This is a genomic window from Chromobacterium sp. FG89, from assembly GCF_057808735.1.
Genome location: NZ_JBMDIQ010000013.1, coordinates 1 through 12,743, shown reverse-complemented (window position 1 = coordinate 12,743; position 12,743 = coordinate 1). Strand labels below are relative to the sequence as shown.

The following is a 12,743-nucleotide window of genomic DNA, read 5'->3' as shown; positions in this document are numbered from 1 at the left end:
GCGGGGTATGGCGTTCGTCAGCCGCGAATTGTACCGGATTCGGCGTGGCCGCGCAGCGCGTCCTCCAGCGCGGCGCGCCAGCCCAGTTGTTCCGCAAGCTGCATGAAATCGTCGGCCGGCGGCGCTTGCAGCCAGAGCGGCTGCCCGCTGTCAGGGTGGCTCAGCCGCATTGCGACGCAGGCCAGCAGCAGGCGCCGGCTGCCGAAATGTTCGGCGAACATGCGATTGTGGCGGCCCTTGCCGTGGGTGGCGTCGCCGATGATGGGGTGGGCGATGTGCTTCAGATGACGGCGCAGCTGGTGGCGGCGGCCGGTGTGAGGCGTTAGCTCCAGCAGGCTGTAGCGGCTGCTGGGGTAGCGTTCCACCTCGATCGGCAGTTCGATGCGCGCCAGCGTGCGGTAGTCGGTGACGGCGGCCTGCGGCGCGGTGTCCACGGTTTCGCCTATCCATTCCAGATCGTCCGGGCGCCGGCTCAAGGGGTAGTCGATGCGTCCGGCGTCGTCGCTGTAGCCGCGGACCACGGCGATATAGCGCTTGTCCACCTGCTGGCGTTCGAACTGCCAGCTCATTTCGCGGCACATATCCTTGTCCAGCGCGAACAGCAGCACGCCGGAAGTGCCCTTGTCCAGCCGGTGCACCGGGTAGACCCGCTGGCCGATCTGGTCGCGCAGCAGCTGCACGGCGAAGCGGGTTTCGTTGCGGTCCAGCGCGGTGCGATGCACCAGCAGGCCGGAGGGCTTGTGAATGGCGATCAGCCGGTCGTCGCGGTAAAGAATGGGCAGCATGGGGCGGCTTGAAGCGGGTGGGGAAGGCCGGCATTGTAGGCGTTGCCGGCCGGCTTTGGAAGGCGCGCGGGCGACGGGCGATGCCCTTGTGCTGTAGTTTTATGTCTTACGCTTCCATTACGCGAAAACAACAGCGGTTTGTCATGCTATTGGCGTTTTTGTGCGCGGACTCGGGCTTTGCCGGCTTTCGTTGCGACATGATATTTCAAAGTAGAGAGGAAGTTGTTTACAGGCCATGGGTGCGTCATTACAATTCGCCGCGCTCAAACAAGAATGACAGGGCGGCGTCTGTGCCGATTGCGATCCCGTTTGCCACGGGATGGCGGCAGGACCGCATCCGCGCAACCAGGCGTGTAGTTGCGACGCTACATGACAAAGGGTTGGCGGGCGCTTTGCTTCGCTGCACGACACGGGAACCACAGGGGGTGATCGACGTGCGGGTTGACCAACAAACTCCATAGAGTCATAGAGATGAAAATCCAGCTGAAACGAATGAGCTTTGCCGTAGCGGCCGCGGTGTTGTCCACTTCCGCCTTCGCCAAAGAATTCTCGCCCGCCGTGGTCTACGACATGGCCGGCAAGTTTGACAAGAGCTTCAACGAGTCCGCGTACAACGGCGCCGAGCGTTTCAAGAAGGAATTCAAGATCAACTACCGCGACGGCCAGATCGCGTCCGAAGCCCAGAAAGAACAGCTGCTGCGCAATATGGCGCGCCGCGACGCCGACATCGTGGTGGCCATCGGCTTCTCCTTCACCCAGGCGGTGGAAACCGTGGCCAAGGAGTTCCCCAAGGTCAAGTTCACTCTGATCGACGCCGTGGCAAAAGGTTCCAACGTTCAGAGCATCGTGTTCAAGGAACAAGAAGGCGCCTTCCTGACCGGCGTGGCCGCGGCGATGGCCTCCAAGAGCGGCAAGGTGGGCTTTGTCGGCGGCATGGACGTGCCGCTGATCCGCGCCTTCGGCTGTGGCTATGTGCAGGGCGTGAAGTTCACCAACAAGAACGCCAGCGTGATCCAGAACATGACCGGCACCACGCCGCAGGCCTTCAACGACCCGGCGCGTGGCACTGAGCTGGCCAAGAGCCAGTTCGACCGCGGCGTGGACGTGGTGTTCGCCGCCGCCGGCGGCACCGGCCTGGGCGTGCTGCAAGCTGCCAAGGCCGCCGGCAAGTACTCCATCGGCGTGGACAGCAACCAGAACCATCTGTACCCGGGTTCGGTGCTGACCTCCATGGTCAAGCGCGTGGACGTGGCGGTGTTCAACACCTTCAAGGACGCCAAGAACGGTTCCTGGAAGCCGGAAGTCAAGGTGCTGGGCCTGAAGGAGGCCGGCGTGGATTGGGCGCTGGACGCCAACAACCGCAAAGTGATCACTCCGGCGATGGAGAAGAAGATCAACGCGGCCAAGGCGGACATCATCGGCGGCAAGATCAAGGTGGTGGATTACCGCGCCAACAACAGTTGCCCGATGCAATAAGCTGAGCTGAGTTTTCCCTGATCCGTTTCGGGGACGCAGGCACGATGCATTCCATCGTGCCTGTTTGTTCATGCCGGAGCGGAATCAGGTTGACCCTAACCAGGGAATATGAATAAGCATGACCGAGTTTGCCATTGAGCTGGCGGGCATCAACAAGAGTTTTGGTGCCGTCAAAGCCAACCGCGACGTCTCGATGAAAATCGCCAAGGGCACCGTCCATGGCGTCATCGGCGAAAACGGGGCCGGTAAATCCACGTTGATGAGCATTCTGTACGGCTATTACCAGGCCGACAGCGGCTCCATCCGGGTGAACGGCAAGGAAGCGCCTATCCGCAACAGCCAAGAGGCGATTGAGCTGGGGATAGGTATGGTGCATCAGCATTTCATGCTGGTGGACACCTTTACCGTGCTGGAAAACATCGTGCTGGGCGCCGAAGGCGGCCTGGTGCTAAAAAAGGGGCTGGACGAGGCCCGCGAGCATCTGAAAGAGCTCAACCGCAATTACTCGCTGGAGGTGGATCCGGACGCGCTGGTGGGCGATCTGGGCGTGGGCCTGCAGCAAAGGGTGGAAATCCTCAAGGCGCTGTACCGCGGCGCCGACGTGCTGATTCTGGACGAGCCCACCGCGGTGCTGACGCCGCAGGAAGCCGATCACCTGTTCCACATCCTGCGTTCGCTGAAAGCGCAGGGCAAGACCGTGATCCTGATCACCCACAAGCTGCGCGAGGTGATGGACATCACCGACGGCGTCAGCGTGATGCGCGCCGGCACCGTGGTGGCCAATGTCGCCACCTGCGACGTGGACAAGGAAAAGCTGGCGGACCTGATGGTGGGCCGCAAGGTCAGCCTGAAAGTGGACAAGGCCGAGCGCGAGCCGGGCGCGGCGGTGCTCAGCGTCAAGAATCTGTGCCTGACCGACGCGCGCGCGGTCAAGCTGCTGGACCAGTTGAATTTCGAAGTGCGCGCCGGCGAGATCGTCGGCATCGCCGGCGTGTCCGGCAACGGCCAGTCCGAACTGTTGGAAGTGCTGGCCGGCATGCTGGAGCCCAGCGCCGGCGAGATGGTCTACAAGGGCGAGGACCTGCTGCGCCGCCGTTGCGGCGGCGAGCCGCGCGCCGCGCTCTACCGCAGGCTGGGCATCGCCCATGTGCCGGAAGACCGCTCGCGCGAGGGCCTGGTCAAGGCCTTCTCCAGCTATGAAAACGCCATTCTCGGCTATCACGGCGAAACCGGCCTGGGCCGCGGCCCCTGGTATTCGCGCAAGCGGCTGCTGGCGCGCACCCGCGACTTCATCCAGCAATTCGACATCCGCCCGGGCAATCCGCTGCTGCGCGTGGGCCTGCTCTCCGGCGGCAATCAGCAGAAAGTGGTGCTGGCGCGTGAAATCCACGCCAATCCGGACCTGTTGCTGATCGGCCAGCCGACGCGCGGCGTCGACATCGGCGCGATTGAATTCATTCACAAGCGGCTGGTGGAACTGCGCGACGAGGGCAAGGCCATTTTGCTGGTCTCGGTTGAATTAGAAGAAATCCTGGCGCTGGCCGACCGCATCCTGGTCATGGCCGGCGGACAGATCTCCGGCGAAGTGGCGGCCAAGGACGCCGACACCATTTCGCTGGGCCTGCTGATGGGGGGGCACAAGCATTGAAATTCGGACAACCTTCCACCTTGCCGCGCTGGGCGCAGCTGACGGTGCTGCCGGCGCTTAATCTGATGGCGGCGCTGCTGGTGACCGGCCTGGTCACCTGGCTGATAGGCGAAGACCCTTGGGAATGCCTGAAGCTGCTGATCAACGGCGCCTTCGGCTACGGCGAGGGCATAGGCTATACGCTGTTCTACACCACCGGCTTCATCTTCACCGGTCTCGCGGTGGCCACCGCCTTCCACGCCGGCCTGTTCAATATCGGCGGCGAAGGCCAGACCTATCTGGCCGGCCTGGGAGTCACCCTGGTGGTGCTGGGCTTCGACCACAGCCTGCCGCCGGCGGTGCTGGTGCCGCTGGCCATCCTGGCGGCGATGGGCTTCGGCGCGGCCTGGGCCTTCGTGCCGGGCTGGTTACAGGCCAAGCGGGGCAGCCACATCGTGGTGACCACCATCATGTTCAACTTCATCGCTTACTCCTTGATGTTGTACCTGATCAGCCATCACTTGATCGAGGCCGGCTCGCAGAACCCGACCACGCGCGAATTCGGCCAGGCGGCCTGGATTCCCGCCATCCATGAAGTGGCGGCGCGCTTTGGCGTGGAGATTCCCACCTCGCCGCTGAACCTGAGCTTCGTGATGTCCTTGCTGGCCGCCGCGCTGTTCTACCTGGTGGTGTGGCATAGCCGCTGGGGCTTCGAACTGCGCACCGTGGGCACCAGCGAACCGGCCGCCCGCTACGCCGGCATGAGCGTCAGCCGCGTCATCATCCTCGCCATGTGCGTGTCCGGCGCGTTGTCCGGTCTGGCCGCGGTCAACGAGCTGATGGGTTCCGCCCACCGCATGAACGTGATGTTCACCAACGGCGTGGGCTTTGTCGGCATCGCCGTGGCGCTGATGGGGCGCAACCACCCGGTGGGCATCATCCTGTCCGCGCTGTTGTTCGGCGCTTTGACCCAGGGCGGCTCCGATCTGTCCTTCGAGAAGCCGATGATCACCCGCGAGATGATCATCTTCATCCAGGGTCTGATCATCCTGTTCTGCGGCGCGCTGGAAAACCTGTTCGAGCCGTTCATCGCCGGCCTGTTCAAGCGCAAGGACGACAAATAATGGAAATCTTCTTCAGTCTGCTCGATTCCACGCTGCGCGTGGCCACGCCGCTGATCCTGGCCGCGATGGCCGGCATGTTCTCCGAACGTTCCGGCGTGGTGGACATCAGCCTGGAAGGCAAGATGTTGGTGGCGGCCTTTGCCGCGGCCGCCGCGGCCTTCGCCACTCAGAACCCGTGGATAGGCATGGCCTGCGGCATCGCCGCCTCGGTGGCGATGGCGATGATCCACGCCTTCGTGTCCGTCACCTACAACGGCAATCAGCTGATTTCCGGCATGGCGCTCAACACCGTCGCTTCCGGCATCACCCCGGTGCTGGGCCTGGCCTGGTTCCAGCAGGGCGGCAATACCCCGCAGCTGCCGGACGAAGGCCGCTTCCACGAGATCGCGCTGCCGTTCGCCCATGAGCTGCGCGAGGTGCCGTTGCTGGGCCAGCTGTACAGCAAGCTGCTGTCCGGCCACAGCATCCTGGTGTATCTGACTCTGTTCCTGATCGTGCCGCTGGTGGCCTGGGTGTTGTACAAGAGCCGCTTCGGCCTGCGTCTGCGCGCCGTGGGCGAGAACCCGCACGCGGCGGACACCGCCGGCATTTCGGTGGCCAGGGTGCGCTACACCGCCTTGTTCTGGGGCGGCGTGTTGTGCGGCATCGCCGGCACCTATCTGTCCGTGTACCAGACCGGCAGCTTCATCAAGGAAATGACGGCGGGCAAGGGCTTCCTGGCGCTGGCCGCGTTGATTTTCGGCAAATGGAAGCCGCTGCCGGCGGTGCTGGGCTGCCTGGTGTTCGCTTTCGCCGACGCCATCCAGATCCGTCTGGAAGGCGTGGCGCTGCCGGGCATCGGCCAGATCCCGTCCCAGGCCATCGCGGTGATTCCCTATGTGCTGACCGTCTTGCTGCTGGCGGGCTTCGTCGGCCGCGCGGTGGCGCCCAAAGCGATAGGCATTCCCTTCGTCAAGAGCCGTTGACCGGCTTTTGAGCCAGGTCGGAAACCGCCAGCGGGCTTTGCCCCTGGCGGTTTTTTGTTTTATATCGCATACGGGAACCTTGCCGTCGTTTGTTATTCATAGTGATTCCCAATCTCAACTGCCATTGCGTCGCCAGGTGGTTGTTCAGAAAATTTGAATCTTTTGCGCTAATAATTTCGCTATGACGGCAATGGGCGCGCTTTTATGATTAACGGGCATGATAAGTTTTAATCTGCCGCTCATTTGTAATAAGGAATTCGATGCAACGCTACAGTCCGACACAGATAGCCCTGCACTGGCTGATTGCGCTGTTGATCATTGCCGCCCTGATCATGGGCTGGTATTTCAACAGCATGCAAATCACTTCGCCGGCCAGTTTCAAACTGAAAGCCTCTTTGATCGCCTGGCACAAATGGGTGGGCATCAGCGTGCTGGCGCTGGCCGTGCTGCGCCTGGTCTGGCGCGCGCGCCGCGGCGCGCCGGCGCCTTTGCCCGGGCAGCCGGCCTGGCAGCTCAAGGCCGCCGGTCTGATCCACGTGCTGTTGTACGCGCTGATGTTGGCCATGCCCTTGGTGGGCTGGCTGATGAGCTCGGCCAAGGGCTACCCGGTGGTGTGGTTCAACCTGGTGCAACTGCCGGACCTGGTGGACAAGAACGAAGCGCTGGGCCATGTGCTGGGCTGGAGCCACGCGCTGATGGCTTACGCCATCGTCGCCATTGTCGGCCTGCACGCGCTGGCGGCATTGAAACATCACTTTATCGATCGCGACGCCACACTGGCGCGGATGTTGCCGTCCTGTCGCAAAGGAGATCCTCAAGCATGAAATTTCTGACTTCCCTCGCCCTGAGCGCCGCCGTGGCGCTGGCCATGGCGCCGGCCCAGGCCGCGCAAACGCTGAACGCGGCCAAGAGCACGCTGGGCTTTACCTTCAAGCAGATGAACGTGCCCACCGAAGGCCGCTTCAAGAGCTTCGCCGCCAACGTCAGCTTCGACGCCGCCAAGCCGGAGGCCACCAAGGCGGTGTTCACCGTGGACCTGGGCAGCGTGGACGTGGGCAGCGCCGACGGCAACACCACGGTGCGCGGCGCGTCCTTCTTCAATATCGCCAGCCTGCCCAAGGCTACCTTCACCGCCAAATCGGTGAAGGCTCTGGGCGGCGGCAAGTTTGAAACCCGCGGCACCCTGAGCCTGAAGGGCGTCAGCCGCGAGGTGGTGTCCACCTTCACCGCCGCCAGCGCGGGCAATGAAACCACGCTGCAAGGCAGCTTCCCGCTGCAACGCCTGCAGTTCAAGGTGGGCGACGGCGCTTGGGACGACACCGAGGCGATCGCCGATCTGGTGACCGTCAAATACAAATTCGTTCTGACCGGCAAGTGATCTTGCCTTTCTTTACCCTGGAGAAAACCGACGTGACGACCAAAATGAAGACTCTGTTTGCCGCCGTGATGACGCTGGGCGTGCTGGGCAGCGCGCAAGCCGCCCCGGTCACTTACGAAGTGGACAGCTCGCACACCCATGCCGGCTACTCGCTGAGCCACCTGGGCTTTTCCACGCTGAGCGGCCGTTTCAACGACACCAAAGGCACCGTGGTGCTGGACCAGGCCAAGAAAACCGGTTCGGTGGACATCGTGATCAAGACCGCCAGCCACGACAGCGGCTGGGCGGCGCGCGACAAGCACATCGCCAGCCCGGACTTCCTGGACGTTGAGAAGTACCCGACCATCACGTTCAAATCCGACAAATTCACCTTCAACGGCGACAAGCTGGCGGCGGTGGACGGTCAACTGAGCCTGCACGGCGTGACCAAGCCGGTGACGCTGACGGTGACCAACTTCAAGTGCGTGGATTCCCATCCGATGGCCAAGAAGCCGTGGTGCGGTGCCGACGCCACCGCCACCATCAAGCGCAGCGAGTTCGGCGTGGGCGCTTACGCGCCGGCGGTGGGCGACGATCTGCAGCTGAACATCACCATCGAAGCCGGCAAGAAGTAAGTGGATTCGATAAAGCGCCGGAGCGCTTGTCCGACGTCAAAAAAACCCGAGTCGAAAGACTCGGGTTTTTTTATGGACGCCGTTGCGGGGGATCAGGTCAGGCCCAGCACGATGGGGGCCAGCCAATCGGACAGCCACATCACCAGCAGGGGGCTGATCACGGTCATGCCGCCGAACACCGTCCAGGGCAGACGCGCTTCCGGCTGACGGCGCATCACGTACAAGAGCGCGCGGTAACAGGCGTAGCTGACGACCATGATCAGCGGCGGAGCCATCAGGTAGGACAGCAGCGGCCGCCAGTCCAGCAAGCGTGAAAAAGCGACGATGCCCAGATGCAGGCTGAGCTGGCTGGCCATCAGCGCCGCCAGCTGCGGCTGGCGTTCGGGGAAGGCCAGGCCAAGCCGGCTGACCCGCAAGCTGCTGGCGGACCACAGCACGGCGGCGATGCCCAGCCAGGCGTAGGCGTAACAGAAGGGCAGCAACACCGGCGACAGCACGGTGAGGAAGGGGTCCGCGCGGAAGATCAGCGCCAGGATGAAGAAGGACGCCGCGAAGCATAGCTGGGCGATGCCGTCGCGGCTGGCGATCAAGCGCCACAGAATGTGCAGGTAGAACAGCGCGACCAGAACGAGCAGGAACCAACCGGTGGGCGTCGCCGTCATTGAGCCTCCAGTACGCGGACCAGGACGGCGGACACCTGCTCGCCTATCTGGGCCAGGTAGTGGGTGTGCATGTCGAAGGTGAAGCGTTGCGGATCGTCCGACGCCAGCGCCAGCAGGCCGAAGGCCTGACCCTTGCTGTCGCGCAGCGCCAGTTGGGCGAAGGACTGCAATACCGGCGCGGCCGGGAACCAGGCCAGCACGTCGTCGTTGACGTAGGGGCCGCAATAGGGCGCGGACAGATTGCGCGCCAGCGCGGCCACCTCGCTGCGGGCGTCGTAGGCCGGGCCGGCGGACTCCGCCGCCGGATGCCACAGCCGCAGCGCCACGCGCTTCAGCTTGAAATGCTCGGCGAAGCAGGCGGGCAGCGCGTTCAGCACGTCTTGCAGGCTCAGGCAGGCTTGCAGCGTCAGCGCCAATTGATGGGCGCTGGCGATGATGCGGTCGTTGGCTTCGCTGTGGCGGATCAACTGCTGCAAACGCGATTCCAACTGGCGGTTGCGGTCCTTCAGGTCCAGCATTTGGCGTTCCGCCAGCGAGACCACCACGCGGTCTTGCGGCGCGCCGCCCGGCTTCAGGCCGAGTCTTTCGGCATGGTGGGCGAGAAAGTCCGGGTGTTGGTCCAAAAACGCCAGCACATCATCTGTCTGCATGATTCATAACCCCCTATACGGCTGTGTTGTTGTTGCGAGCCCGCCGCCGTTTGCCGGCGGCGGGCCGTTAAATCTCGATTTCGCCCTGGAACACGGTGACGGCGGGGCCGGTCATGGTGACCGCGGCGTCGTCGGCCGGCCATTCCACCGTCAGTTCGCCGCCGCGGGTGTGCACCCGCACGCGCCGGTCCAGCAGGCCGCGGCGGATGCCGGCCACCACCGCCGCGCAGGCGCCGGTGCCGCAGGCCAGCGTTTCGCCGGCGCCGCGTTCGAACACGCGCAGACGGATTTCATCGCGGGCGAGCACCTGCATGAAGCCGGCGTTGACCCGTTCCGGGAAGCGGGGATGGTTTTCGATGGCCGCGCCGACGCGCGTCACCGGAGCCAAGGCTACATCTGCGACTACCTGCACCGCGTGGGGGTTCCCCATCGACACCACGCTGACCGACAAGGTCGCATCCTCGACTTGCAAATCGTGGCATACCGCCTCGCGCTCGGCCTGGAACGGAATCTCGTCCGGAGCGAAGCGCGGCCGGCCCATGTCCACCCGGGCCTGGCCGTCGCCCAGATACTCCGGCGCGATCACGCCCTTGGCGGTTTCCACCCGGATCCGCGATTTGGCGGTGAGGCCGCGGTCGGACACGAATTTGGCGAAGCAGCGCGCGCCGTTGCCGCATTGCTCCACCTCGCCGCCGTCGTTATTGAAGATGCGGTAGCGGAAATCGTTGTCCGGAGAGCGCGGGGGCTCCACCAGCAGTAATTGATCGAAGCCGATGCCGAAGTGGCGATCCCCCAGCTGACGGATGCGCTCCGCGCTCAAGGGAATGGTTTGACTCACGCCGTCGACAACCATGAAGTCGTTGCCGAGGCCGTGCATTTTGGTGAAGTGCAATTTCATTGGCGCGCCAGATCCTGCGTAAACAAGCGGCCCGCTATCGGGCCGGCGGTCGGGCGGCGGGCCGCGCGCGCGGAAGCGCGGACGGGGCGTCGCCGCCAATAAGGCAGGTTAGCACAGTGGCGTAGATAGAGGTACAGGCGCGCGCTCAGGCGCTGCTCAGCGGCTTGCCGGGCGGGGCGCCCGCGCCGGCGTAGGCCTGCAGGGCCGCGCTGGACGCGGCCGTCTGCGGCATGGCTTCACCGCCGGCTTGAACTGCGGCGGCTTGCGCGTCGGCGGCGGCGGCCTGGCCGGCGTCGTCTATCAGTGAACCGGACGAAGACGCCGGCGCGTCTTGTCCGGTGGCGAGTTTGAGCGTGTCCTCGGCGGCGTCGCCGGACTGGCTGAGCTTGAGCTGCATTTGCATCAGCAGCAGCCGGACCAGCGTCGCCATGTCTAGGCGTGGACGGCTGGTTTGAGCGGGCTCCGGCGTCGGCTCCGGGGCGGCCGGCGCAAGCTCGGGGTCGAAGGCGGCGGTGTCCGCGGCGCGGGGCCTTGGGGAGAGGGCGGGCGGCGTTATCGGCGTGGAATGGATTTTCATTTCAACGGTAAAAATAATAAGCCGGACCCGGCTTAAACCGAGGTCCGGCGGGAAAAGGGCGCTCAGCCCGCGGAAGCTTGAGTCTGGCCGGCGTCGCCGCTATTGGCCTGGTAGGCCGCCAGCGCCGCCTGAACCTGAGCGCCGCCATGGTGATGGTGGCGATGGTGAGGCGGCTGGTTTTGCGCCGCCGTCTGCAAGCTTTGCTGCAACTGCTGGTAATCCTGCTGCGCCTGCTTAAGGTCGCCGCTGCCCAGATCCTGGCCCAGGTTGTTGAACAGCGAGTTGGGCGATGAGGCCGAGGAGGCGCCGCTCAGCGCGCTTAAGGCGTCGTCGGCGTCGCTATTGCCCGAACCGCCGAAGCTGGCCGCCTGCAACTGGCTCAGCATCTGCTGGAACAGCACGGCCAGATCGCCGTTGCCGCCGGCATTGCTGGCTGACGCGTCGCCGGCGGCGGCGACGCTGCCGTCGGTCTGCATGGAGTTGATCAGGCTGGCGAAGTCCTGGCCGCCGGCGTTGGCGGCGTTTGAGCCGCTTGTCGCGCCGCCGGACGCCGCGGACTGCAGGCTGGCGAGGGCTTGCTGCGCGCCGCCCAGATCGCCTTGCCGCACGTCGTTGATCATGGTCTGGAAATCCTGGCGGCGCTGCTGGTGAACGGCTTTACGTTGTTGCCAGGCGTTGCCGCCGGCGTCGATGCCGCTGGTATTGCTGACTGACATGAATGTTCTCCCGCAAAGTCATGATGGAGTTGTCGGTCGTGAGCCTCACGGAGCAGCTCGACTTCCATTGCCGGCCTGGTTCTGACGTTTTGCCGGCGCGGGCGGCAATCCATGCCGCCGTGGCGGAGAGAATTGCCGTCTGGCGGCGAGTTTGGCCTGTTTTCGCGTCAGAACAAGGGCTTGACCCGTTGCCAGTTGCAAACGGCGTGCCAGCCTTGCGGAGAGATTCTGTTAATTTCCGTGAGACAATCAGTCTCGTTCGGATGGTCTTGTTATAAACAAGTCAGCCCTCTGAACCGCCGGGATGCCGTCATGCGTTTTGCCATTACCTTGTCCGATCGCTTCAAGCCGGTGCTGGACGTGTTCCTGCACGCCGGCTGGCAGCCGTTGAAGTTGTTCTGCACCCGGGTGGACCATCGCATGCATCACCACAAGGAGTCGCTGGCGGCGGCGGAGCGCCTGGGCGTGCCGGTGCAGCTGTCGCGGATGCGCGAGCGCGATTTGCTGGAGCTGGCGGAGCAGGATTGCGAAGTCCTGCTGGTGGCCAGCTACAACTGGCGGGTGCCGGACTGGGAGCCTTATCTGAATTACGCGGTCAACTTCCATCCGTCGCCGCTGCCCATCGGCCGCGGGCCTTACCCCATGGTGAAGGCGATCCTGGACGGCCATAGGCAATGGGGCTGCAGCTGTCACCAATTGACCCGGGAAATGGACGCCGGCGATGTGCTGGCGCAGGAGCAGTTCGCCTTGAGGCCGGACGAAACCCATGAATCGCTGGACGCGAAACTGCAACTGGCGTTGTACCGGCTGGCGGGGCGAGTGGCCGGCGACTTCGCCTCCTTATGGGATCAGGCCCAGCCGCAAGGCGAAAACAGCAGCTATTGGCCGCTGTGGCGGGACGAAGAACGGGTGCTGGATTTCAGCCTGCCGGTGGAGGACGTCATGCGCCGAGTGCGCGCCTTCGGCGACTTCGAATGCCTGGCCGCGGTCAACGGCGTCACCGTGCACGTGCACCGCGCGCAAGGCTGGCGAGAGAGCCACGCTTACCCGCCGGGCTCCTTGATCCTGTCCAATGCGCTGAGCCTCCTGGTGGCCGCCGCCGACGGCATGGTGCTGATCAGCGAATGGAGCCTGAACCCGCCCGGCGGCGTCAGCGGCCGGCTGAGGGGGTGAGAGGTGTCGGAATAGGGCTTTACTAAAATTTTTTCACGGTTTGCCTAAACTTTTCATCCATTTCCCAGATAAGACTTCTCGAATAATCTGATTTTCGA

At 64.0% G+C, this 12,743-nt stretch carries 14 protein-coding genes; 8 read left to right on the top strand and 6 right to left on the bottom strand.

The genetic code is table 11. The annotated features are described in order from the left end of the window. Positions 1-17: 17 nt before the first annotated feature. Positions 18-785, bottom strand: a complete 768-nt coding sequence (locus ACODRW_RS14035; RefSeq protein ID WP_488906001.1) for a tRNA pseudouridine(65) synthase TruC — start codon at positions 783-785, stop codon at positions 18-20. A gap of 492 nt (positions 786-1,277) precedes the next feature. Here ACODRW_RS14035 and ACODRW_RS14030 point away from each other — a divergent pair, with 492 nt between their 5' ends. The 7 genes from ACODRW_RS14030 to ACODRW_RS14000 all read left to right on the top strand — a co-directional run bounded on the left by ACODRW_RS14030 (position 1,278) and on the right by ACODRW_RS14000 (position 7,969). Continuing rightward, positions 1,278-2,261, top strand: coding sequence for a BMP family lipoprotein (locus tag ACODRW_RS14030; protein ID WP_107799392.1), 984 nt, complete (start codon positions 1,278-1,280; stop codon positions 2,259-2,261). 118 nt (positions 2,262-2,379) lie between these two features. Further along, positions 2,380-3,909, top strand: a complete 1,530-nt coding sequence (locus ACODRW_RS14025; RefSeq protein WP_488906000.1) for an ABC transporter ATP-binding protein — start codon at positions 2,380-2,382, stop codon at positions 3,907-3,909. After that, the gene (locus ACODRW_RS14020) at positions 3,906-5,012 is read left to right on the top strand and encodes an ABC transporter permease (RefSeq protein ID WP_233246676.1); all 1,107 of its coding nucleotides are present in this window, start codon (positions 3,906-3,908) and stop codon (positions 5,010-5,012) included. Before ACODRW_RS14025 ends, ACODRW_RS14020 begins: the two co-directional genes overlap by 4 nt. Continuing rightward, positions 5,012-5,977, top strand: coding sequence for an ABC transporter permease (locus ACODRW_RS14015; protein WP_107799390.1), 966 nt, complete (start codon positions 5,012-5,014; stop codon positions 5,975-5,977). Before ACODRW_RS14020 ends, ACODRW_RS14015 begins: the two co-directional genes overlap by 1 nt. Positions 5,978-6,237: 260 nt before the next feature. Further along, entirely contained in the window at positions 6,238-6,801 is a 564-nt protein-coding gene (locus ACODRW_RS14010) for a cytochrome b (RefSeq protein WP_107799389.1), read from the top strand. Beyond that, positions 6,798-7,355: a YceI family protein gene (locus ACODRW_RS14005; protein WP_227107992.1), complete on the top strand. Its 558-nt coding sequence runs from the start codon at positions 6,798-6,800 to the stop codon at positions 7,353-7,355. Before ACODRW_RS14010 ends, ACODRW_RS14005 begins: the two co-directional genes overlap by 4 nt. A 32-nt stretch (positions 7,356-7,387) precedes the next feature. After that, entirely contained in the window at positions 7,388-7,969 is a 582-nt protein-coding gene (locus tag ACODRW_RS14000) for a YceI family protein (protein WP_233246675.1), read from the top strand. A gap of 92 nt (positions 7,970-8,061) precedes the next feature. Here the strand turns inward: ACODRW_RS14000 and ACODRW_RS13995 are convergent, their stop codons facing one another. The 5 genes from ACODRW_RS13995 to ACODRW_RS13975 all read right to left on the bottom strand — a co-directional run bounded on the left by ACODRW_RS13995 (position 8,062) and on the right by ACODRW_RS13975 (position 11,472). Then, positions 8,062-8,631 (bottom strand): hypothetical protein, encoded by a 570-nt coding sequence (locus ACODRW_RS13995; protein WP_107799387.1) that lies wholly within the window; start codon positions 8,629-8,631, stop codon positions 8,062-8,064. Then, the gene (locus ACODRW_RS13990) at positions 8,628-9,281 is read right to left on the bottom strand and encodes a DUF484 family protein (RefSeq protein WP_488905999.1); all 654 of its coding nucleotides are present in this window, start codon (positions 9,279-9,281) and stop codon (positions 8,628-8,630) included. The genes ACODRW_RS13995 and ACODRW_RS13990 overlap by 4 nt, the downstream gene beginning before the upstream one ends. A gap of 67 nt (positions 9,282-9,348) precedes the next feature. Further along, entirely contained in the window at positions 9,349-10,179 is an 831-nt protein-coding gene (dapF, locus tag ACODRW_RS13985) for a diaminopimelate epimerase (protein WP_107799385.1), read from the bottom strand. Positions 10,180-10,324: 145 nt separating this feature from the next. Continuing rightward, the gene (locus ACODRW_RS13980; RefSeq protein ID WP_107799384.1) at positions 10,325-10,609 is read right to left on the bottom strand and encodes a hypothetical protein; all 285 of its coding nucleotides are present in this window, start codon (positions 10,607-10,609) and stop codon (positions 10,325-10,327) included. A 209-nt stretch (positions 10,610-10,818) separates the two neighbouring features. Then, positions 10,819-11,472: a hypothetical protein gene (locus ACODRW_RS13975; RefSeq protein ID WP_488905998.1), complete on the bottom strand. Its 654-nt coding sequence runs from the start codon at positions 11,470-11,472 to the stop codon at positions 10,819-10,821. A gap of 312 nt (positions 11,473-11,784) precedes the next feature. Between ACODRW_RS13975 and ACODRW_RS13970 the strand changes: the two genes are divergently transcribed. Continuing rightward, the gene (locus ACODRW_RS13970; RefSeq protein WP_488905997.1) at positions 11,785-12,645 is read left to right on the top strand and encodes a methionyl-tRNA formyltransferase; all 861 of its coding nucleotides are present in this window, start codon (positions 11,785-11,787) and stop codon (positions 12,643-12,645) included. Positions 12,646-12,743: the final 98 nt, after the last annotated feature.